We start from the raw sequence: 21,792 nt of genomic DNA, 5'->3' as shown, positions 1-21,792 counted from the left end.
TGTTTCCACAATTATTGATTATTAGTTAAATTGATACTTTTGTAGTATATTAAATTTGATACTTACATCACAAATTAACCAAACTAAAAGAAAGACAAATGAAGAAAAACAGCTTTTTTATTTTATTGCTATCTGCAGGAATATTAGCCTCTTGTGGACAGAAAAAAGAAGGCACTGATGCTGAAGTTTCAGAAGCTAAGGAAGTAGAACAAGTAGAAGCATCAAAAGAATACGCAGTAAATGCAGATGAAAGCACTGTTACCTGGATCGGTAGCAAGCCTACAGGAAAGCATGATGGAACTATTCCTATCAGCCAGGGAAGCATTGCTGTTAACGGAGATGAAATAGTAGGTGGTACTATTACTTTAGACATCGCTAATATTAAAAATACTGATATTGCTGATGATGACGAAATGAGAGGCAAGTTAGAAGGTCACTTAAAATCAGCTGATTTCTTTGATGCTGAGAACCACCCTACTGCTGAGTTTGTAATCACATCAGTAGAGCCTTACACTGCTGGTGATTCTGTAGAAGTTAAAGAAGAATTTGATTCAGAATACAAGCCTGCTAGTGCTGATGAGTTTATGGTAGAGTCTCCTTCTCATAAAATCACAGGTAACCTTACCATGAGAGGAAAAACGTTAAGTATTTCTTTCCCTGCAGTAGTGAAAGTAGCTGAAAGTGGACTTTCTGCTAAAGCTAAATTCAATATTGACAGAACTTTATGGGGACTTACTTATTCTGCTGAAGCTGACGCTGTAGACAAAGCCAAAGACAAATTCATTTACGATACTGTAAACGTAGGATTTGACATCAAAGCTTCTGAAGCTCCTGCTATGTAATTTATCTTTTTAGCAGATAAAGATCTTAGACCGGCCAAAATTACATTTTGAGCCGGTTTATTTTTTATATTTATTTGCGTTAAAAAGAATTTTGCGAAAAGCCTTACACTATAATCCAGATAACGTTGAACAATTTATAAAGAAAGCTCTTCATTTCTCTCAGCGCTATGATTATTGTTCATATTTCAGTGCTAATAATATAGCCAACATCCCCTATCAAGGCTTTAAAAACCTGCTTGCTTTTAACGCAACCCAAATTATACCTTTCAAATCTTCCGATCCGTTTCTTGACTTGCAACAATTTCAAGAGATCCATAAAGATTGGCTTATTGGCCACTTTGGCTATGACCTCAAGAATAATATTGAGAAGCTAAGTAGTTCTAACACTGACAGGTTAAACTTTCCTGATATATTCTTTTATCAACCCGAAACAGTGATTTTATGGGATGATAAAAACATATCCATAGAAACCTATAATAGTGATCCCCAATCTATTATTAAAAACATTGAAGCGATTGCCCCCCATTCAACCTCCCTCCTAGAGCCTATAAATGAAATATATGCAGGCACTTCCAGAGAAGAGTACATCGGCAAAGTAAAAAAGCTCAAACAACATATAGTAGAAGGCGATATTTATGAGATTAACTATTGTATAGACTTCCATACCAATACCAAAGACTTTTCGCCTCTCCATGCCTACGAACTACTAACCACCACTTCACCCACTCCATTTTCAGTTTTCCATAAGTTTAATAATTACTATTTGATCTGCGCGAGCCCTGAAAGATTCATGAAAAAAGAAGGGCAAAAGTTGGTTTCTCAACCTATTAAAGGCACTGCAAAAAGAGGTAGTAATAAAACAGAAGATGATTTCATAAAAAAATCTTTAAGAAAGGATGTAAAAGAGCTTGCCGAGAACATGATGATTGTTGACCTGGTAAGAAACGACCTCGCCAAAAGCTCTCAATACGGCACTATTAAACCTGAAGAACTATTTGGTATTTATTCCTTTCATCAACTGCATCAAATGATATCAACCATCACCTCTACCCTGAGCCCTGAGGTAACAGCCATAGAGGCTATAAAAAATGCCTTCCCTATGGGCAGTATGACAGGGGCCCCAAAAATAAAAGTGATGGAACTCATCGAAAAATATGAAAACAATAAACGCGGCCTTTATTCTGGAGCCATGGGATACTTCAGTCCTACGGGAGACTTCGACTTCAACGTGGTAATAAGAAGTATTTTATACAATGCTTCTAACTCCACCCTCTCCTTTCAGGTAGGCAGTGCCATTACTTATGATGCTATTCCTGAGAAAGAATATGAAGAATGCCTTTTAAAAGCCAAGGCTATCTTAGAACTACTAGGTAACCCAACAATAAAAGTAAAATAGTTACTGACATTATGTCACTTTCAAAGCATATTGTTACCTTTGCATTTCTATATAACTGAGCGAACCATGGATAATGTGATAGCAGACATTGATATTATAAAAGGAGATGACCAGAACGAAGCCTGTGAAACCTTTAAAGTATCTGAAACTGAAGACACTGGTAAAGACAGAAAGGTCTACATAGAAAGCTACGGCTGTCAGATGAACTTCTCCGACAGTGAGATAGTATCATCTATTATGAAAAAAGAAGGTTTTGATACTACCTCAGACTTTAATGAAGCAGATGTGGTTTTTCTAAACACTTGCTCCATTCGTGAAAAAGCAGAACAAACCGTAAGGAAGCGTCTCAGCCAGTTTAATAATGTCAAAAAAAATAAGCCTGAAATGATGATAGGCGTGCTAGGCTGTATGGCTGAGCGCTTAAAAGATAAATTACTTGAAGAAGAAAAAATCGTAGACTTGGTAGTAGGGCCTGACGCCTACAGAGACCTACCTAATCTTGTTCAGAGTGTAGATAATGGACAAAAAGCCGTAAACACCTTTCTCTCCAGAGAAGAAACATATGCAGATATTAGCCCCATAAGGCTAAACAGCAATGGCGTAACTGCCTTTATATCTATCATGAGAGGTTGTGACAATATGTGTTCTTTCTGCGTAGTGCCTTTCACCAGAGGTAGAGAAAGAAGCAGAGACCCTCATTCTATTGTAGCTGAGGCTCAAAATCTGTTTGACCAAGGCTACAAAGAAGTGACCTTGTTAGGACAAAACGTAGACTCCTATAAATGGAGCAAAGAAATTAATAATAAGGCGAAATTAGAGAAATCAGAAATCTCCGAAGTAACGAATTTCGCTCACCTTTTAGAAATGGTAGCACAGGTAAGTCCTGAGCTCAGGGTTAGATTTAGTACCTCTCACCCTAAAGACATAACAGATGAAGTACTTTATACTATGAAAAAGTACGATAATATCTGTAACTATATACATCTACCCGCACAAAGCGGAAACACCAGGGTGCTGGAACTAATGAACAGAACTTATACCAGAGAGTGGTATAAAGAACGTGTAGATGCCATTAGGAGGATTATTGGTGAAGATTGTGGTATATCATCTGACATGATAGCAGGTTTTTGTTCGGAAACAGAAGAAGAGCATAAGGATACACTCACGTTAATGGATTATGTAAAGTATGACTTCTCATACATGTTCTTTTACAGTGAAAGGCCAGGAACTCTTGCTGCTAAAAAACTGGAAGATGACATTCCTTTAGAAGTGAAAAAGCGCCGACTAAGTGAGATCATAGCCAAACAGCAAGCTCATGCTTTAGAAAGAAACAAAAGAGACATAGGAAAAGTACATAAAGTGCTTATAGAAGGCTTCTCAAAAAGATCTGAGGATGACTTGCAAGGAAGAAATACAGCTAATAAAGTGGTGATTTTCCCGAAAAAAGGATATAAAAAAGGTCAATATGTTAATGTTTTAGTAGAAGATTGCTCTGCTGCTACGTTATTTGGTAAAATAGTAGATTAAAAGATGGTTGAATCTGAAATTCAGAGTATAAAACAACGATTTGGTATTATTGGAAACTCTTCCTTACTAAATCATGCCATACAAGTAGCAATGCAGGTAGCCCCTACTGATATGTCTGTACTTATTACAGGTGAAAGCGGTAGTGGTAAAGAATCTTTCAGTAAAATAATACATTATCTCAGCCCCAGAAAGCATAACCAGTTTATAGCTATCAACTGTGGCTCTATACCTGAGGGCACTATCGACTCTGAGCTTTTTGGCCATGAAAAAGGCTCCTTTACAGGAGCGCATGAAGCCAGAAAGGGTTATTTTGAAGTAACGAGTGGCGGCACCATTTTTCTTGATGAAATTGGTGAAATGCCTATAGGCACGCAAGCCCGCCTTTTACGAGTTTTAGAAAATGGTGAGTTTATAAAAGTAGGTTCTTCCAAAGTTTTAAAAACGGATGTAAGAGTAGTAGCTGCTACTAATGTTAATCTTATGAAGTCTGTAGACGAAGGTAAATTTAGAGAAGACCTTTATTACAGATTAAGTACGGTGCCTATATACGTGCCTCCTTTAAGAGACAGGGGTAACGACGTAGAATTACTATTCAGAAAATTTGCCACTGACTTCGCTGAAAAATATAAAGTGAAGCCAATTGCACTTACTGAAGATGCTAAAGAAACCCTGCTTCAATATAGGTTTCCGGGAAACATCAGGCAACTCAAAAATTTAACAGAGCAGATATCCGTTCTATCTACTGATGATAAAGTCATCACTAAAGAAACGCTTTTAAAATATTTGCCTGGTAATAATAATCAGCTGCCTGCCCTCTACCAAGATCCGGAAAAGAACAGCCAGAACATATCAGAAAGAGACTTGTTGTATAAGGTGCTTTTTGATATGAAAAAAGACATGAACGATTTGAAAAAATTTGTTCTGGAAGCATTACAAACAGAAGGATCGGCACATCAGGTTATAGAAGATCATAGCGAACTATTCGAAGATCTGGACGATAATAGCTTGAATCATCAGCAAAGTGTAATACCAGATGAGCCAGTACTTCTCAACATAAATTCGGATCATCACAATCAGTACGATGAAGACGCTTCTGATATTCAGGACATTACTCATGAAACTGAAGAAGACGATTCTCTTTCTATAGAAAAGAAAGAAAAAGAATTGATTATTAAGGCTTTAATGAAAAACAACAACAAGAGAAAATACGCAGCGAAAGACCTTGGTATTTCGGAACGAACTTTGTACAGGAAAATCAAACAATACGAACTTGAGGATCTTTAATTTAAGAATTTTTTTAATGATAGTCCTGCCCGCTTTTTCATTAGCAGGATGTGGTGTTTATTCATTTACAGGTGCTAACATAACAGCAGAAACCATTTCCATCCAGCAATTTTATAATGATGCGGAAGGTGGGCCACCTGACATGCCACAGACTTTCACTAATAAGCTAAAAGACTACTATTTATCAAATACCAACCTAGGTTTGGTAGATGAAGATGGTGAACTACAGCTAGAAGGAAGCATTACAGGGTACAGACTTACTCCTATTGCACCTACAGCTTCTAATAATGATGAGTTAGGAGGAAATACTTCTGCACTCACCAGACTTACCATCACGGTTCAGGTTACATATATAAACACGGAAGATGATCAATTTAACTTTGAGAATAAATCGTTCTCTTTCTATAGTGATTTTGATAGTGATCAAAACCTTACTGCTATTGAGGCCACACTGCTTGATGAGATCTTTGACCAGATAATTTTGGATATATTCAATGCCTCGGTTGCCAATTGGTAATTTTTAATATATTTTTACTTAGTAACTTTGAATACAATTTCATCAAATCCATTAGCTTTGAACAAACAGAAGTTTATTAAAATTGTCAAAAATTATAATAATATTTCTGAAGAGGATAGGACCAAACTTCATGAATTAGTTAAAAACTATCCCTACAGCCAGATATTACATACGCTTATAGCCAAGGCTAATAATGATGCTAACACGGATATAGCAACTCAGACTTTGCAATATGCTGCCCTATATGCTTCTGACAGACATGTGCTGAGAGATATTATAGAGGAAAAACCTGTTGAAGAGGAAGTAATAGCTACTGATGATGAAGAATCAGAGACTATAGAAAAAACTGGTTTTTCAGTGTCTATAGATGAAAACGGCCTTCAATCTGAAGAGCTAAGAGATAGTGTATTGCTAGATCTAGAAGCCCTAAGAAAAAGTAAGGAGTCTTATTTAGAGTGGGTAGAAGAACACCCAGAGGTGGAGAAACAAACAAGCTCAAAAAACACCACTAAAAAGAGTACAGAAGAGTCATCCGCTTCAAAAGACAGCAAGGCTACTTCCTCCAAAGAATCTACGGCAAAAAAGGCAGCTAAGACTAGTACTAAAAGCACCTCAAAGAAGTCTACTGCTTCTAACAAAAAGACTACCACAGCCAAAGCTAAACCAAAGGCTAAGACTAGTGAAGCTAAAGATGGTGGCTCAACTACTAAAAGAAAAACGAGCAGCACTCCGTCAAAAACTAATAAAGAAGAGCAAGATCAAATTATTGCTCAGTTCATCAATTCAGAGCCCTCACTGTCAGCTAAAGCCAAACCTTCCTCAGCAGCTCAGGTAGATTTATCTGAATCAAGCACGCACTTTAGTGATGACCTTGTTTCAGAAAATTTAGCAAAAATATTAATCGGCCAAGGAAAAAAAGATAAGGCTATTGATATATATAAAAAATTAATTTGGAAATTTCCGCAAAAAAAGTCGTACTTTGCGACTCAAATTAAAGACTTGCAAAAATAATTTAGTAGTAAGATAATGGTTACATTAGTTTTAAGTTTAATAATTCTAGCATCTATAATGCTTGTATTGATCATCTTAGCACAAGATTCTAAAGGCGGTGGTCTTACCAGCCAGTTTGGAGGTGCAGGAGCCAGCAATATGATTGGTGTTAAGAAAACAGGCGATTTATTAGAAAAATTAACATGGGGCTTTGCTATAGCCATCATTGTACTTACTCTCGCTACTAACTTCCTTTTCACGCCTTCACAAGGTCCTGTTGACGAATTTAGAGAAAGAGCTAAAGAACAAGGAGGAGCCACAATGCCTTCATTGGGTACTGACTCAGGAGAAGAGTTAATACCAGCTGAAGAAGAAGAAGGTACTGATGCAGGATCTCTTGAAGAAATTGCGCCAGCTGAAGACACAGAAGAATAAAAAAATATAGTATCATAAAAAAGGCCGTTTCAAAAATTTGAAACGGCCTTTTTTATGATACACTGTACTGACCATTTAATCAGTTTTTCATGTATTTGAAATATACTTTACTAATAGTCGCTTAGCCACAGGCTCCAAGGTAGAAGTATAAGGAAATTTCTCCTTAGAATAAAACAGAAAAGTAGCAGGATTAGGAAGGTCTTTGAATCTCTTAGTTAAGCTCACCTTAATACTCTCATAAGTAGTACCCCACCCCTTTTGCACAGCCTCTACAAAATAAGTATTTAAGGCTCTGTATTTTTCTCTAGTGGTTTCCAGCATAGTAAGTTCATAGCGATATATCTTAGTCTTTTTACTATTATTACTAATAAACATATACCCCTCATTAGTATACAATGGCATAAGTCCTATAGGAGTAAACTCGCAATTTTCTTCTACTAACTCATACACCTCTGCTCCTGCTTTAACAGATGATTTAAGCCTGGGCAGAGAAAATTCTATAATATTCTCAATCTCCTTTAACAGTTCATCATCTTTTTGTACTCTACTGTAGATAAGCTCCAAACTTTCTCTGTCTATACCTGTCAGATCTTTTGGCATATCATTATTAAACTGCCTTTTATTTTCCCTAAATTGTATGAGGTTATTATAATGCACCACCAGATCAGACAAGAATGGGTACAACTTTCTGGCTTCAAATGAGTTTGTCACTCTTTTAAGATAAGCTAGCAAAACATACTTCTTATACTCATAATCCACCAAGCCTTCGGCAAACCAATTATTACTCAAATTATCCATAGTCTCACTATTTTAAATAATATAATGTACAAAAAAAGGATATATGAGGCAAGTACTGACATATTGCCATATAAGAGTTTGTGCAATTATGTCATACCTTCATTTATCATGTCATGATAAATGCTAAAAAACTGCAAAAATGTCTATTTATAGAGGCTAAATATGATTGGCACAAAAGGTGCAATAGCTGAACCGTAATTAAGAAACAAAGTTTTAATTAAAAACTATAACAAAAAATGTCAAACGTGAATATTAAGCCTCTTGCGGACAGAGTTCTTGTAGAAGCTGCCGCTGCTGAAGAAAAAACAGCTTCAGGTATCATTATACCTGACACCGCTAAAGAAAAGCCTCAAAAAGGTAAAGTAGTAGCTGTAGGCACAGGTAAAAAAGACGAGCCTTTAACAGTAAAAGAAGGTGATGAGGTTCTTTACGGTAAGTACGCTGGCACAGAGATCACTGTAGAAGGTAAAGAATATCTTATCATGAGAGAATCTGACATATTTGCAATTGTTTAATCTGTTTTGAGAAATCAATACAACGACTAAAAATTAAAAAGAATTATGGCTAAAGAAATATTATTCAACACTGTAGCTAGAGAAAAACTAAAGAAAGGAGTTGATGCTCTTTCTGATGCAGTGAAAGTTACATTAGGACCTAAGGGTAGAAATGTAATTCTTGACAAAAAATTCGGTGCACCTACAGTTACTAAAGATGGTGTATCTGTAGCAAAAGACATCGAGCTAGAAGATGCTATTGAAAACATGGGAGCTCAACTTGTGAAAGAAGTAGCTTCTAAAACAGCCGACGATGCTGGTGACGGTACTACTACTGCTACAGTATTGGCTCAGGCTATCTTCGGTCATGGTATTAAAAACGTGGCTGCAGGAGCTAATCCTATGGATTTAAAAAGAGGTATAGACAAAGCGGTAACTGCCGTAGTTGAAAACCTTAAGAAGCAATCTAAAACCATTGATTCTTCTAACGAAATTGCACAAGTAGGTACTATCTCTGCTAACAACGACGCTGAGATCGGTAAAATGATTGCTGATGCAATGGATAAAGTAGGTAAAGACGGTGTAATTACTGTTGAAGAAGCAAAAGGTACTGAAACTGAAGTTAAGACTGTAGAAGGTATGCAGTTTGACAGAGGATACCTTTCTCCATACTTTGTTACTAATACAGAGAAAATGGAAGCTGAGCTTGAAAACCCTTATATTCTTATCTATGACAAGAAGATCTCTGCTATGAAGGAGTTACTTCCTATCTTGGAAGCTGCTGCTCAAACTGGTAGACCTTTAGTAATCATAGCTGAAGATGTAGACGGTGAAGCTCTTGCTACATTGGTAGTAAACAAAATCAGAGGTGCTCTGAAAATTGCTGCTGTGAAAGCTCCTGGATTCGGAGACAGAAGAAAAGCTATGCTTGAGGATATCGCTATCCTTACTGGTGGTACTGTAATTTCTGAAGAAAGAGGTTATAAATTAGAAAGCGCTACTTTAGAATACTTAGGTACTGCTGAAAAAATCAACATAGATAAAGATAATACCACTATCGTTAACGGTGCTGGTAATAAAGAAGACATTGAGGCTAGAGTGAATCAACTTAAAGCTCAAATGGAGTCTACTACTTCTGACTATGATAAAGAAAAACTACAAGAGAGACTTGCTAAGCTTTCTGGTGGGGTAGCTATCCTTTATGTAGGTGCTGCTACAGAGGTAGAAATGAAAGAAATTAAGGATAGAGTAGACGATGCTCTACACGCAACCAGAGCTGCCGTACAAGAAGGTGTAGTAGCAGGTGGTGGTGTAGCTCTTATCAGAGCTATCGAAGCTTTAGACAGCGTTGAAACAGATAATGAGGATCAGGCTACTGGTGTTAATATCATCAGACTAGCTATTGAAGCTCCTTTAAGAACTATCGCTGCTAACGCAGGTCAAGAAGGTTCTGTGATCGTTCAAAAGATCAGAGAAGGAAAAGGCGACTTCGGTTACAATGCAAGAGATAACAAATACGAAAACCTTATCCAAGCTGGTGTAATTGATCCTACTAAAGTGACAAGATTAGCATTAGAAAATGCTTCTTCTATCGCTGGACTATTACTTACCACTGAGGCTGTAGTAGCTGATCTTCCTGAAGAAGATAAAGGCCCTGCAATGCCTGCTGGAGGCGGAATGCCAGGAATGATGTAATAACATCTAATCCGATGATAAAAGAGAAGGCTTCGAAAATTCGAAGCCTTTTTTTGTTTGGGTCCGGTCATCATACACATAGAAATGTATTGAAACACTTCCCCTGCAGAATCATGAAGATTTGTACCTGTCAGATAGGTATATCTAACACCCTACCCCTCTTTTTCTCTCAGCCTATTGACAAGTACCTCCCACATCTAATCTCCTAGGTGATAACTCCCTGAATTAAATTAGTGCATAAAAAAAGTCGATCATTGCTGACCGACTTTAATGTTTTAATAATTCTTCACCTAGAAGGGTCATTGACCTGCTTCAACTTCCATTAATGCTTACTTTACATCTCCCATCAAACTTCTTATGGGTTTGTATAAGAGAAGAAGTAATACTCCTGAAGCTACGGTAGTAATTACAATCAGCATAAACTGATCTGGCATTTTATCAAGAGCTCCTTCTCCGTCTCCAGAAATTTCACCTCCTAATCTACCTGCTATCAAATTACCCAGAGATACTGACATGAACCATATCCCCATCATTTGACTATAAAACTTCTTAGGAGCTAATTTAGTAGTTAAACTAAGCCCTACAGGACTTAAACTTAATTCTCCGAAAGTATGAAACATGTAAGTTAACAATAGCCATCCGGGAGCAGCTAATTCTCCAGAAACGGCCACTTTTGCAGCAAAAACCATAATTAAGAACCCTACCCCTAGTAAAATCAACCCAAAAGCAAATTTCACTGGACTACTAGGTTCTAAGTTTCGTTTAGCCAACCATATCCACATTGAAGCGAATACAGGGGCAAATAAAACTAAGAACAATGGATTGATTGATTGAAATATCCCCGCGGCTATTTCCATTCCAAATATATTTCTATCTGTAAATCGATCTGCAAAAATATTTAAGGTTGAACCTGCCTGTTCAAAACCTGACCAAAACATCGCTGAAAATATAAACACAATACCTATTGCTATTACTTTCTTCTTTTCATCTCCTTCTAAACCACCCAAAAACAACACATATCCGAGGAATAAGAAAGCCACAAAAACAATTAGCACACCTGAAAAGTCAGCTAAAATGATAGCGTCAATTGGAATAACACCCATAAAGGCCATTGTTAATAAAATAATTATGCCTATTACAATAATCCTTAGCCATTTCACAAGATTAGTTTGTCCCGCTACTTCTTCTGGAGTTTCAATGGAAGGCACGTCTCCAATTCCATCTAAATACTTCTCAGTGGTTTTATATTGAATTAGTCCGAAAACCATAAACAAACCAGCTGCAGCAAAGCCTAAATGCCAATTCACAAATTCACCTAATGGGCTGGTTACTAATGGCGCCACTAATGCCCCTAAATTAATTCCGGAATAAAATATAGAAAAACCAGCGTCTCTTCTAGCACCTGTATCATTAACATACAACGAGCCGACCATAGAGCTCACATTAGGCTTTAAAAGCCCTGTTCCCACGCATATTAAAATTAAACCTAAAAAGAAAGGTACAGTATCCAATTGTGTTACTTCTTCACTACCAACCCCTACTAACTCAAGTAACCCCGGTATGGCCATGGTGAAATGACCTATGGCTATAATGATACCGCCATACCATACTGCTTTTTTTAACCCAAAAAGTCTATCAGCTAACCATCCTCCAGGTAAAGCAAGTATATAAACACCCATAACATATAATCCGTAGATAGCTCCAGAAGTCTTATCATCAAAAGCTAATCCTCCTTCTGCTATGGACTTGGTCATGAATAGAATTAATAGCGCTCTCATGCCATAAAAGCTGAAGCGCTCAAACATTTCAGTGAAAAAGAGCGTAGCTAGACCTCGCGGATGCCCTAAAAATGTTTTAGACATATTTCAAATTTGAGTTAATTAAACAAAATACCGCTAAAACTAACACTGTTAAGATTCATAAGCAAATTATATTTTGTATTCGGTTGACGCAGATCATGTACGGTGATTATTGAAATTGCAAACGATTTAAATTTTCAAAAAATCATAATAACAGCCCATAATTATTCCCTAATTTTGGATAACATCAAAAAAATGATCATTCACTATTTAAGAATTTAAGTATATGAAGGAAATAGGGTTAAAATCTAAAAGTCATGATCTTAAGCATACAGGAGTAAACACTTCAGAAAAAGTGTATTGGAATCAGACCCCTGCAGAATTAGTAGAATTAGCTCTGGCTAATGGAGAAGGGCAACTAGCTGATAACGGAGCACTCATGTGTGACACAGGTAGCTTTACCGGACGTTCTCCAAAAGATCGATTTATTGTAAAAGATAGTCTTACTGAAAATGAAGTTTGGTGGGGTGATATTAATATTCCCTTCGACGAAGATAAATTTGATCTCTTGCATCAAAAAATGCTAGATAACCTCAAGAGCAAAAAGCTATATGTAAGAGATGCTTATGCAGGAGCTGACAAAACCTATAGACTAAAACTTAGGGTGATTAATACTAAGGCATGGCATAATCTCTTCTGTCATAATATGTTTTTGAGACCGGACATCTACAAGTTAGAATATTTTGAACCTAACTTCACCATTATATGCGACCCTGACTTTAAAGCTGATCCTAAAACAGATGGTACCAGACAAGAGAACTTCGCTATTATCAACTTCACCAAAAGAATGATTTTAGTGGGTGGAACGGCTTATGCAGGCGAAATGAAAAAAGGCATCTTTTCTGTGCTCAACTTCTTACTCCCAACCGAACACCATGTTTTACCCATGCACTGTTCTGCTAACATTGGGCATGAGACATTAGACACGGCCATATTCTTTGGTTTATCAGGCACTGGTAAAACTACGCTATCAGCAGATGCTAATCGTGGGCTGATCGGTGATGACGAACATGCCTGGACGGAGAAAAATGTATTTAACTTTGAAGGCGGCTGCTATGCTAAAGTAATAGACCTTACCAGGCAGAAAGAACCTGAAATATATGATGCTATAAAATTCGGAGCTATTGTAGAAAACACTCGTTTTATACCCGAGTCGCGAACTATTGACTATACTAACACCTCTGTAACTGAAAACACCAGAACGGCCTACCCTATTCACCACATTCTTAATGCCGTAGAACCTTCGGTGGGAGGCATACCTAAAAATGTATTCTTCCTTACTTGTGATGCTTATGGCGTATTACCTCCTATCTCAAGACTGAACAAGGGCCAAGCCATGTATCATTTCATATCTGGCTATACAGCTAAAGTAGCTGGTACCGAAGCGGGCGTTACGGAACCACAAACGGTATTTAGTGCCTGTTTCGGAGCTCCTTTTCTGCCCCTACACCCCACCAGATATGCTGAAATGCTAGGCGAAAAAATGGAAAAGAACGATGTAAACGTGTGGCTGGTTAATACAGGGTGGACTGGCGGACCTTACGGTGTAGGTAGCAGAATGAAGCTGCAATATACGAGAGCCATGATTACCGCTGCGCTTACAGGTACGTTAGAGAATGCAGGCTATAGAAAGCATTCCATCTTTCATTTCGAAATACCTGCAGTTTGTCCGGGAGTTCCATCAAAAGTATTGAGTCCTAGAGAGACCTGGCAAAATGACAAAGGGTACTATGACATGGCTAATAAACTAGCGGAAGCATTTAATAAAAATTTCGATAAATACAAAGAATTTGCCAGCGAAGAAACCAAGGCAGCCTCTCCTAAAAAGAACTTAAATTTTGTCTAACCCATAGGCAGAAGGCGTCTTTAACCGGGGCGCCTTCACTTTTTATATCAACTTTAAGGCCTCATCATTTGTTAATCAAAAAACAAAGGAGGTCTCTATGAAAAACATCTTATCATCTGCTGTAATCTTCATTCTTCTCTCCGCTTGCTATACCTCTCAGCCCACCGGGCAGCAACGTAACACTGGTTCTAACATACTAAGTGAAAGAAATGATGATGGTGAATACGAACTGATAATTATTGACTCTGGCTATGACCGATGGCTCAGCCGATATGCAAAACCTGCCAATTACTATTCTTTAGCTTACTACGAACAGAAGAATAGTATCTATACCAGCTCATGGAATCAAAAAGTTGGACAGGGTGCTTATTTTAAAGATGAAAATTACCCATTCGAAAATCGAATAGACTATAACCCTAACATAGATTATGGCTTAGAGCTTAATTACAGGCTCTTCACCTACTTTAAATACATAGAAGACACCTACGGAAAGCGATACAACTTTCCTTCTTAATTAGGCTGTTTATCGGCTTCATACTTCAGGTGGTTGAGCACCGAGCGGATTTGCCCATAGGTTATCTCTTCTCTCAACTTCTCTTTGATAGATTTAAGTCCGGGCTCCTGATTATTTTTCACCACTCCATAAATCTCATTATAAAGCTCTTGATTTATTAGATCAAAAACATTAACCTTACCAGTTAAGATACATTCATTTAAATGATTTTCTACAGTATTAGCTACTATGCCTCGTTGAGCAGCAATCTCTTCTACTGATAACCCATCCTTGAAGAGTCTTAAAGATTCCAGAGCCGTACCCCTTGCTCCTGATGTAGCTTTCTTCTTCTTCTTAGCCTTCACTCTTTTATTTTGTATAGCAGTAGATAGGTTATGCTGCTGGCAATAGTTCTTAACCACTGACAAAAACTCACTGCCATATTTTTCCAATTTAATTTCCCCAAAACCTGACATTTTCAACAGTGCTTCTGTGTCAAGCGGTAAATAGGTAGCTAGCTCCACGAGCGTAGCATCTGAAAAAATAACATAAGGTGGCACTCCTTCTTTTCGGGCAAAATCAGCTCTTACCTTTTTCAATTGATCAAAAAGTGGCTTCTCATACTCAGGAGCACTTTCCTGAACCACAGCAATAGTTTCTTTGACTTTACTGAGGGTTACCTTCACCTTGCCTGTAAGCACTTCCTTACTCTTTTCTGTAAGCACAAGTACCGGATACTGGCCCTCAGATTTCTTTAAAAAACCCAGGTGTATAAGATCTCTCAAATAATGCGCCCATTCTTCTTTACTCACATCTGCCCCAACTCCGTACGTCTTTATCTGCTTATGTTGATCCCATATTTTAGCCGATTTAGACCCACGCAAAAAATCAATGATATAAGTTTGTCCAAATCGCTCTTCTAATCTATAGACAGCAGATAAGGCCTTTTGAGCTATTACCGTTCCATCAAATTTTTCATCTACAGACAGGCACACATCACAGTTACCACATTCATTTGGAGCCTCTTCATCAAAATACTCTAGCAAGTACTTCCTTCTACATGTGCGCAGCTCTCCAAACTCAGCCATTTCTGACAGTTTTTTAAGCAGCACCTCAGTTTGCTCCTGATTGTTTTCAATTTCCACAAAGCCTCTCAGCTTCATTACGTCTCCATAACTATAGAAAAGTAAAGCGTCGCTATCAAGGCCATCTCTCCCTGCCCTGCCGGTTTCCTGATAGTAGCCTTCTATATTTTTGGGCAAATCCATATGCACCACAAAGCGTACATTTGATTTGTCTATTCCCATACCAAAGGCAATAGTAGCCGTAATGATCTTCACCTGATCATTAATAAACTTCTCCTGATGTTCATCTTTGGTTTTTCTATCCAAACCTGCATGATAAGGCAGCGCATCAAAACCGTCTTCCTTCAGTCGTGCTGCCAGCCCTTCTACTGATGCTCTAGACAGACAATAGATAATACCGCAATCTTCCTTATGAGCCTCTAAAAACTGAACCAACTGCTCATAGCTGCTCTGCTTGGGCTGTACCAAATACCTAATATTTCCCCTATTAAAACTAGAAAGAAATACCTGTGACTTGTCTATTCCGAGTTGCTGTAGGATATCAGCTCGGGTAAGCTTATCTGCCGTTGCCGTAAGCGCTATAAGAGGCACTTTGGGGAAGGTTTCCTTTAGCTTTGAGAGCATCATATACTCAGGCCTAAAATCATGCCCCCACTGCGAAATACAATGGGCCTCATCAATAGCAATAGCTGCTACCTTTATCTCACTTAAAAAATTAAGAAAAGCATCTCCCTTTCCTATTAAGCGCTCTGGTGCCAGGTATAACAATTTCAGTTCATTGGCCCTGAGTTTAGAAAAAACTTCAGTTTGTTCCTGAGTGGTAAGAGATGAATTGAGATATGCAGCCGCTATGCCATTAGCGGTTAAGGCATCTACCTGATCCTTCATCAGCGCTATCAGTGGCGACACCACTATGGTTACACCTTCCAGCATAAGAGCAGGCACCTGATAACAGAGCGATTTACCCCCTCCGGTAGGCATGAGCACCAAAGCGTCATTGCCTTCCAGTACGGTATCTACAATCTCTTTCTGATGCTTTCGGAAACTGGTATATCCAAAATATTTTTTGAGTACGGCTTCCGGTGTATTCATGGTGGCATCAGACATAACCACAAATTAAAAAAAGATAAAGGACAATGCCTATTGAAAGTAGTTTATCCTAACAAAGCTCCTGCTATGGTGGCTGTCATCATGGTGGCGAGAGTAGCTGCAAACAGCGCTTTCATACCCAATCGAGAAAGGTCTCCCTGACGATTAGGAGCCATACCTCCTATTCCACCAATTTGAATAGCAATAGAACTAAAGTTAGCAAATCCACAAAGGGCATAAGTCGATATCACGATAGATTTCTGTGTTAACAAACCTTGCGATTTCATTTCTGCAAGACTTAGGTACCCCACAAACTCATTGAGTACTACTTTCTGACCTAACAAACTACCTACTTTAATCGTTTCAGCCCATTCCACCCCCATCACAAAGGCAAACCCACGAAAAACCTGTCCTAAGATATATTCCAATGAAAATCCTTGAAAGGTTCCGTCTGTACTTTCCTTTACGAACTCATTAAGTCCTGTATATGCTCCTATACCATCTACTAAGATCCAGTTAAGGGCATAAATGATGGCAATAAAGGCCAGCAGCATACCGGCTATGTTGATCGCTAAACCAACTCCATCAGAAGCACCTCTAGCCAAGGCATCAATAAGGTTAACACCCATGCTGTCTTTGCTTACTTTGATATCGGTATCAATATCTTCAGGACGATCTTCTGGCAAGACAATTTTTGATAATACTATAGCTGCCGGAGCATTCATAATGGAGGCACTCAATAGATAAGAGGCATATTTAGCTTTTTCTACTGGGTCATCTCCACCTAAGAAGGTAACATAACCTGCCAATACACCTCCTGCTATGGTGGCCATACCTCCTGTCATAAGACACATGAGCTCTGAGGTAGTCATATTCTTAACAAATGGCCTTACTAATAGCGGAGCTTCCGTTTGCCCCAAAAAGATATTACCGGCTGCGGATAAGCTTTCTGCGCCTGATAATCTCATGGTCTTAGACATTACCCAGGCTATTACAAAAACAATTTTCTGTAGTATTCCTAAATAATATAATCCGGCTGAAATACAAGAGAAGAAGATGACCGTGGGCAACACCTGAAAGGCAAAAATGAACCCGAATTTACTCACTTCGGTAAGATCTCCAAACAGGAAGTTGGCCCCTTTCCCTGCAAAGCCTAAGAAGGTAACAAACATATCACTAACCCATGAAAAGGCAGTATTTACGAATTCAACCTTAGTAATAAGTACTGCAAATATTAACTGGAGCAGCACTCCTACACCTACCAGTTTCCAGTCTATTGCTTTTTTATTTGCTGAAAAAGCAAAGGCTATAGCTATAAGAACTACCAGCCCGATTAATCCTCTTAAATAATCCATTTATTAATAAACACAAAAAGGCCTTTCTATCATGAAAGACCTTTTCTTAGGTTAGTTTTAGTTTCTTCTGCTCAGTTCATCCCTGATTTTTGCTGCCTTTTCGTAGTCTTCTTTTTCAATGGCATCATCCAGTAATTCGTTGAGTTTATCTATTGATAAGTTTTTTAAATCATCACCTTTTTCTTGTGGTTGTTTTTCTGATGACTTAATCTCATTTCTTATTTCAGCAATATCATCTTCTGACTCATCAGATAGAACAATACCTGCCTCAGCAAGGATAGATTCGAAAGTATAAATAGGGGCGTCAAATCTCAGACCGATGGCTATAGCATCTGATGGTCTGGCATCAATTTCAATATTTTTACTTCCATTGTTACATACAATTTTAGCAAAGAAAACCCCTTCCTTCAGGTCAGAGATTACTATCTCCTCTACCTTATAATCAAAGCCATGAGCAAATGATTTAAACAAATCATGAGTCATGGGACGGTTAGGAATTATTTTCTCTATCTCTATTGCAATGGCCTGAGCCTCGAACATTCCAATGATGATCGGTAACCTCCTGCTTCCTTCTGATTCTCCCAATACAAGTGCGAAAGACCCCGATTGGGATTGACTGGAAGAAAGTCCTAATATTTCTAGTTTAATCTTATTCACAAATTATTTAGCTGCTCTAATTGCCTCGGTTAATTTCGGTACCACTTCAAAAGCATCACCTACGATGCCATAGTCTGCGGCTTTAAAAAATGGTGCTTCAGGATCTTTGTTGATCACCACAATGTTTTTAGATGAATTTACTCCGGCTAAGTGCTGAATAGCTCCTGATATACCTATGGCGATGTATAATTGCGGACTCACCTTCACTCCTGTTTGTCCCACATGCTCATGGTGCGGTCTCCATTCCATATCAGAAACAGGCTTACTACATCCTGTAGCTGCTCCTAATTCTTTGGCCAACTCTTCAATCATGCCCCAGTTTTCAGGCCCTTTAAGCCCTCTACCTCCTGACACTACAATTTCAGCTTCTGGTAGCAACACTTCTCCGGTAGCCTTATCTGTATTTGTTATTTTAGCATCAAACTCACTATCAGCAAGGTCCGCTGCAAATTTTTCAACAGCGGCAGAGCCATCTGCTTCTTTTACCTCAGCGGCATTCTTTTTTATAGCCAGTATTTTCTTATCCTTAGTAAGCTCTACGTTAGCAAAGGCCTTACCGGTATATATACTTCTTTTCACTTTAAACCCTGCGCTGGTATCTGGCAGGTCTACTACGTTAGACACCAGGCTGGCATCTGTTTTAATAGCTACACGAGCAGAAACAGGTGCTCCCAAAGAAGAGTTAGCTAACACTAAGATGTCAGCCCCTGTACTTTCCATAGCTTTACTAATAACCGTAGCGTAAGCTTGTATAATACCTTGATTCAATTTTTCATCATCAGCATGCAACACTTTAGTGGCTCCATACTTACCTAAACCTTCAAGCTCAGATTGATCTATATTATTTCCCATAGCCAGTGCGATAACATCTTCAGAAATGGCAGCTGCATAAGCTACTGCTTCTAAAGAGGTCTTTTTTACCTGACCATCGGCATTTTCAACAAAAACTAATATTGACATAAGGATTGGTTTTGCGTTGTTGATTTATGATTTTATTCTCTATAACCTTAAATTACTTTAGCTTCATTCTTAAGCAAGTTCACTAACTCCTCTACGTTATCAGCGTCAATCATTTTCACTTCGCCTTTAGCAGGAGGCATTTCATACTTCTCAAGTTTGGTAGCCGCCGCTTGCGAAGAAGGCTCTACTACGTTAAGAGGTTTTGTTCTTGCTGACATGATTCCTCTCATATTTGGAATTTTCCACTCAGCAATAGGCTCCTGGCATCCGGCCACGAATGGCAACTTCACTTCAATAGTTTCTTTTCCTCCTTCTATCTCACGAGTCATCTTGGCTGTATCGCCATCAAGATCAAGAGTCATTACAGGAGAAACAGATGGAAGGCCAAGAAGTTCACCTACCATACCATGAACCATACCTCCATTAAAATCAATAGATTCTCGGCCCATGAGTATAAGGTCATAGCCTGCGTCTTTAGCTACATTAGCAATTTCATTAGCTACAAATAATGAATCAGTAGGTTCAGCATTAACTCTTATGGCTTCATCAGCGCCTATGGCTAGTGCTTTTCTTATGGTAGGTTCAGTTTCAGCAGTTCCTACATTAAGGACAGTAATAGTTCCACCACTTTGCTCTTTTAGTTCTACCGCTCTGGCAAGAGCATAATCATCATATGGTCCGATGATATACTGAACTCCACTTTTATCGAACTCCGTATCGCCATTTGTGAATGAGATACGAGATGTGGTATCAGGTACATGGGTAATGCAAACTAGTATTTTCATTTATCTGAGGCTTAAGTTTAGTAGTTAATAGTATGCTGTTATTTTTGCAGCGAAGATAACGAATAATGAAGCAAATAAAAATTGTATTATAAATGAATTCACCCCGTATAAATCAACTGCTTAAGTTTTTAAAAGAGGACCCTAATGATCCTTTTACGCTATATGCTCTGGCCACTGAATATCGAAACTCAGACACTCAAAAGGCCCTTGAGTATTATGACATTTTGCTATCTCAGCATCCGGACTACCTACCTACTTACTATCATGCTGCCAACCTGCTTATAGAGCTTAATGAGCAAGACCGAGCTGAAAGCATTTTTGTAAAGGGGATAGAACTGGCCAAATCTCAGAACAATTCTTTACTGCTAAGAGAGCTGCAAAATGCCTATAATAACTTCCTATTCGAAGATTAATTTCTTGCTAATATTTTTAGTAAAAAGAAACATAAGACATTGTTTATCAAATAGGTTAAGTTTAATAATCAAAATTAAAACTTCACCACAACCTTACCCATTTTGGCAGGTTGTGCTATTTCATTAAAAGACTTTTCTATATCATCAAAATCTCTTACCGAACTAAGCAATGGCTTTATTTTATTCTTTTCTACAAAGCGGAGCATTTCTACAAATTCCGTATCATTTCCCATAGTAGATCCTTGCAATGTAATCTGATTCCAGAACATACGATAGAGATCTAAAGAAGAGGGTAAACCGTTAGTTGCTCCGTAAAAGACTATTCGGCCTCCTGGTCTCATAATTTTCAAAAAATTATTAAATTGATCTCCTCCTGCACTATCTATGACCACATCGAAGCCTCCTTTAGTCTGCCATGGGTTTTTATGCCAATTGGGTAATTTATAGTTAAATCCTCCTTCTGCCCCCATATCTAAGGCCATGTTAATTTTCTCTGGCCGCCCACTAGTAACAAAAACTTTTGCGCCCACTGCCATAGCAAACTGAAAAGCAAACTGCGCCACACCTCCACCAAAACCAGAAATAAGTACATTAACACCATCAGTGATTTTACCATGATAAAAACATGCTCTATAAGCTGTGAGACCAGCCAAAGGTAAAGCTGCTGCCTCCTCTTCTTTTAACCCCTGCGGTATGCGGTGAACACGATGAGCAGGCACGCTAATGTATTCCGCAAAAGTACCGTGAGATGGCATCCCCAGTATAGAATAATCCCTGGATTGCACCGCCTTATTGTCACCCCAATCACGATTAGGGTTAATGATAACTGTCTGTCCCATCCATTTTTTATCAGCACCTGGCCCTACTTCTACTACCTCACCCACACCATCAGAGCCTAATACTGCATTGAGCTGAATGTTAGGATATCTACCTTCCCTAATAAATTGATCGCGTTTATTTAAAGCTGCTGCTTTAAGCTTTACCAGTACTTCATCCTGTTGGCATACTGGTTTTTTCATCTCCACTATTTCCACCTTTCCGGGTGACGTTAATACTAGTGCTTTCATTTATTATCTTTCATTTAAGTTAATCACCAATGTGCTTTACTGCATTTTAAAAAGGCGAAAGCTGGTATTCATTGCAATCTCTTTAAAGATAAAAAAAAGCTACTCATATTGTAACCACCAGCCCTGAAAGATTCACACTATTTGTGAATATATTAAGAAGTTTTTCTCTGGTTTAGTGAGAGTAGAAATTACAATCATGGTAAGA

20 protein-coding genes are annotated in these 21,792 nt (G+C 38.3%); 12 read left to right on the top strand and 8 right to left on the bottom strand.

The annotated features are described in order from the left end of the window. Nucleotides 1–98: 98 nt before the first annotated feature. The 7 genes from JL102_RS06060 (at nucleotide 99) to secG (ending at nucleotide 6,991) form a co-directional block, all read left to right on the top strand. Nucleotides 99–842: a YceI family protein gene (locus JL102_RS06060; RefSeq protein ID WP_202243370.1), complete on the top strand. Its 744-nt coding sequence runs from the start codon at nucleotides 99–101 to the stop codon at nucleotides 840–842. A 91-nt stretch (nucleotides 843–933) separates the two neighbouring features. Further along, nucleotides 934–2,238: an anthranilate synthase component I family protein gene (locus JL102_RS06055; protein WP_202243369.1), complete on the top strand. Its 1,305-nt coding sequence runs from the start codon at nucleotides 934–936 to the stop codon at nucleotides 2,236–2,238. Between the two features lie 66 nt (nucleotides 2,239–2,304). Beyond that, nucleotides 2,305–3,765 (top strand): tRNA (N6-isopentenyl adenosine(37)-C2)-methylthiotransferase MiaB, encoded by a 1,461-nt coding sequence (gene miaB, locus JL102_RS06050; RefSeq protein WP_202243368.1) that lies wholly within the window; start codon nucleotides 2,305–2,307, stop codon nucleotides 3,763–3,765. A gap of 3 nt (nucleotides 3,766–3,768) precedes the next feature. Beyond that, nucleotides 3,769–5,049, top strand: coding sequence for a sigma-54 interaction domain-containing protein (locus tag JL102_RS06045; protein ID WP_202243367.1), 1,281 nt, complete (start codon nucleotides 3,769–3,771; stop codon nucleotides 5,047–5,049). Between the two features lie 16 nt (nucleotides 5,050–5,065). Next, nucleotides 5,066–5,566 (top strand): LptE family protein, encoded by a 501-nt coding sequence (locus JL102_RS06040; RefSeq protein ID WP_202243366.1) that lies wholly within the window; start codon nucleotides 5,066–5,068, stop codon nucleotides 5,564–5,566. A gap of 57 nt (nucleotides 5,567–5,623) precedes the next feature. Then, on the top strand, nucleotides 5,624–6,577 hold the full coding sequence (locus JL102_RS06035; protein WP_202243365.1) for a tetratricopeptide repeat protein: 954 nt from the start codon (nucleotides 5,624–5,626) through the stop codon (nucleotides 6,575–6,577). Nucleotides 6,578–6,634: 57 nt separating this feature from the next. Next, the gene (gene secG / locus JL102_RS06030; RefSeq protein ID WP_237390439.1) at nucleotides 6,635–6,991 is read left to right on the top strand and encodes a preprotein translocase subunit SecG; all 357 of its coding nucleotides are present in this window, start codon (nucleotides 6,635–6,637) and stop codon (nucleotides 6,989–6,991) included. 87 nt (nucleotides 6,992–7,078) lie between these two features. Here the strand turns inward: secG and JL102_RS06025 are convergent, their stop codons facing one another. After that, nucleotides 7,079–7,789 (bottom strand): hypothetical protein, encoded by a 711-nt coding sequence (locus JL102_RS06025; RefSeq protein WP_202243363.1) that lies wholly within the window; start codon nucleotides 7,787–7,789, stop codon nucleotides 7,079–7,081. Nucleotides 7,790–8,025: 236 nt separating this feature from the next. Here JL102_RS06025 and groES point away from each other — a divergent pair, with 236 nt between their 5' ends. Next, nucleotides 8,026–8,304 carry a co-chaperone GroES gene (gene groES / locus JL102_RS06020; RefSeq protein WP_202243362.1) on the top strand — a complete coding sequence of 93 codons (279 nt, stop codon included), beginning with the start codon at nucleotides 8,026–8,028 and terminating at the stop codon, nucleotides 8,302–8,304. 45 nt (nucleotides 8,305–8,349) lie between these two features. Beyond that, nucleotides 8,350–9,978, top strand: coding sequence for a chaperonin GroEL (gene groL / locus JL102_RS06015; protein WP_202243361.1), 1,629 nt, complete (start codon nucleotides 8,350–8,352; stop codon nucleotides 9,976–9,978). 329 nt (nucleotides 9,979–10,307) lie between these two features. Here the strand turns inward: groL and JL102_RS06010 are convergent, their stop codons facing one another. Next, a complete protein-coding gene (locus tag JL102_RS06010) occupies nucleotides 10,308–11,840 on the bottom strand; it encodes a peptide MFS transporter (protein WP_202243360.1) in 1,533 nt (510 codons plus the stop codon). A 223-nt stretch (nucleotides 11,841–12,063) separates the two neighbouring features. Between JL102_RS06010 and pckA the strand changes: the two genes are divergently transcribed. Further along, nucleotides 12,064–13,683, top strand: coding sequence for a phosphoenolpyruvate carboxykinase (ATP) (pckA, locus tag JL102_RS06005; protein ID WP_202243359.1), 1,620 nt, complete (start codon nucleotides 12,064–12,066; stop codon nucleotides 13,681–13,683). A gap of 97 nt (nucleotides 13,684–13,780) precedes the next feature. Then, nucleotides 13,781–14,197, top strand: a complete 417-nt coding sequence (locus tag JL102_RS06000; RefSeq protein ID WP_202243358.1) for a DUF6146 family protein — start codon at nucleotides 13,781–13,783, stop codon at nucleotides 14,195–14,197. Here JL102_RS06000 and recQ read toward each other — a convergent pair. Genes recQ through JL102_RS05975 form a run of 5 tightly spaced genes read right to left on the bottom strand, consistent with a single transcriptional unit; the run spans nucleotide 14,194 to nucleotide 20,107 of the window. Beyond that, nucleotides 14,194–16,368 carry a DNA helicase RecQ gene (gene recQ / locus JL102_RS05995; RefSeq protein ID WP_237390438.1) on the bottom strand — a complete coding sequence of 725 codons (2,175 nt, stop codon included), beginning with the start codon at nucleotides 16,366–16,368 and terminating at the stop codon, nucleotides 14,194–14,196. The genes JL102_RS06000 and recQ overlap by 4 nt on opposite strands. Before the next feature lie 47 nt (nucleotides 16,369–16,415). Beyond that, a complete protein-coding gene (locus JL102_RS05990) occupies nucleotides 16,416–17,705 on the bottom strand; it encodes a NupC/NupG family nucleoside CNT transporter (protein ID WP_202243357.1) in 1,290 nt (429 codons plus the stop codon). 57 nt (nucleotides 17,706–17,762) lie between these two features. Further along, complete coding sequence (locus JL102_RS05985; RefSeq protein ID WP_202243356.1) at nucleotides 17,763–18,362, bottom strand: bifunctional nuclease domain-containing protein; 600 nt, start codon at nucleotides 18,360–18,362, stop codon at nucleotides 17,763–17,765. 3 nt (nucleotides 18,363–18,365) lie between these two features. Further along, complete coding sequence (locus JL102_RS05980) at nucleotides 18,366–19,322, bottom strand: electron transfer flavoprotein subunit alpha/FixB family protein (RefSeq protein WP_202243355.1); 957 nt, start codon at nucleotides 19,320–19,322, stop codon at nucleotides 18,366–18,368. A gap of 47 nt (nucleotides 19,323–19,369) precedes the next feature. Then, nucleotides 19,370–20,107 (bottom strand): electron transfer flavoprotein subunit beta/FixA family protein, encoded by a 738-nt coding sequence (locus JL102_RS05975; RefSeq protein WP_202243354.1) that lies wholly within the window; start codon nucleotides 20,105–20,107, stop codon nucleotides 19,370–19,372. Between the two features lie 92 nt (nucleotides 20,108–20,199). Here JL102_RS05975 and JL102_RS05970 point away from each other — a divergent pair, with 92 nt between their 5' ends. Next, nucleotides 20,200–20,520: a tetratricopeptide repeat protein gene (locus JL102_RS05970; protein WP_202243353.1), complete on the top strand. Its 321-nt coding sequence runs from the start codon at nucleotides 20,200–20,202 to the stop codon at nucleotides 20,518–20,520. 74 nt (nucleotides 20,521–20,594) lie between these two features. Here the strand turns inward: JL102_RS05970 and JL102_RS05965 are convergent, their stop codons facing one another. Beyond that, nucleotides 20,595–21,587: a quinone oxidoreductase family protein gene (locus JL102_RS05965; RefSeq protein ID WP_202243352.1), complete on the bottom strand. Its 993-nt coding sequence runs from the start codon at nucleotides 21,585–21,587 to the stop codon at nucleotides 20,595–20,597. Nucleotides 21,588–21,792: the final 205 nt, after the last annotated feature.

Source organism: Fulvivirga sediminis (assembly GCF_016757215.1).
GTDB classification, from domain to species: Bacteria; Bacteroidota; Bacteroidia; order Cytophagales; family Cyclobacteriaceae; genus Fulvivirga; species Fulvivirga sediminis.
Note: the sequence above shows the minus strand (reverse complement) of the source record. Positions and strands in the feature narration are given on the sequence as shown.

What these genes read in the sequence shown, in the direction of transcription:
- JL102_RS06010 (WP_202243360.1), bottom strand. Translation starts at nt 11,840, where the DNA reads ATGTCTAAAACATTTTTAGGGCATCCGCGAGGTCTAGCTACGCTCTTT.
- JL102_RS05970 (WP_202243353.1), top strand. Translation starts at nt 20,200, where the DNA reads ATGAATTCACCCCGTATAAATCAACTGCTTAAGTTTTTAAAAGAGGAC.
- JL102_RS06000 (WP_202243358.1), top strand. Translation starts at nt 13,781, where the DNA reads ATGAAAAACATCTTATCATCTGCTGTAATCTTCATTCTTCTCTCCGCT.
- JL102_RS05990 (WP_202243357.1), bottom strand. Translation starts at nt 17,705, where the DNA reads ATGGATTATTTAAGAGGATTAATCGGGCTGGTAGTTCTTATAGCTATA.
- JL102_RS05980 (WP_202243355.1), bottom strand. Translation starts at nt 19,322, where the DNA reads ATGTCAATATTAGTTTTTGTTGAAAATGCCGATGGTCAGGTAAAAAAG.
- secG (WP_237390439.1), top strand. Translation starts at nt 6,635, where the DNA reads ATGCTTGTATTGATCATCTTAGCACAAGATTCTAAAGGCGGTGGTCTT.
- JL102_RS05975 (WP_202243354.1), bottom strand. Translation starts at nt 20,107, where the DNA reads ATGAAAATACTAGTTTGCATTACCCATGTACCTGATACCACATCTCGT.
- miaB (WP_202243368.1), top strand. Translation starts at nt 2,305, where the DNA reads ATGGATAATGTGATAGCAGACATTGATATTATAAAAGGAGATGACCAG.
- JL102_RS06025 (WP_202243363.1), bottom strand. Translation starts at nt 7,789, where the DNA reads ATGGATAATTTGAGTAATAATTGGTTTGCCGAAGGCTTGGTGGATTAT.
- JL102_RS06045 (WP_202243367.1), top strand. Translation starts at nt 3,769, where the DNA reads ATGGTTGAATCTGAAATTCAGAGTATAAAACAACGATTTGGTATTATT.
- JL102_RS05965 (WP_202243352.1), bottom strand. Translation starts at nt 21,587, where the DNA reads ATGAAAGCACTAGTATTAACGTCACCCGGAAAGGTGGAAATAGTGGAG.
- recQ (WP_237390438.1), bottom strand. Translation starts at nt 16,368, where the DNA reads ATGTCTGATGCCACCATGAATACACCGGAAGCCGTACTCAAAAAATAT.
- pckA (WP_202243359.1), top strand. Translation starts at nt 12,064, where the DNA reads ATGAAGGAAATAGGGTTAAAATCTAAAAGTCATGATCTTAAGCATACA.
- groES (WP_202243362.1), top strand. Translation starts at nt 8,026, where the DNA reads ATGTCAAACGTGAATATTAAGCCTCTTGCGGACAGAGTTCTTGTAGAA.
- JL102_RS06040 (WP_202243366.1), top strand. Translation starts at nt 5,066, where the DNA reads ATGATAGTCCTGCCCGCTTTTTCATTAGCAGGATGTGGTGTTTATTCA.
- JL102_RS06060 (WP_202243370.1), top strand. Translation starts at nt 99, where the DNA reads ATGAAGAAAAACAGCTTTTTTATTTTATTGCTATCTGCAGGAATATTA.
- groL (WP_202243361.1), top strand. Translation starts at nt 8,350, where the DNA reads ATGGCTAAAGAAATATTATTCAACACTGTAGCTAGAGAAAAACTAAAG.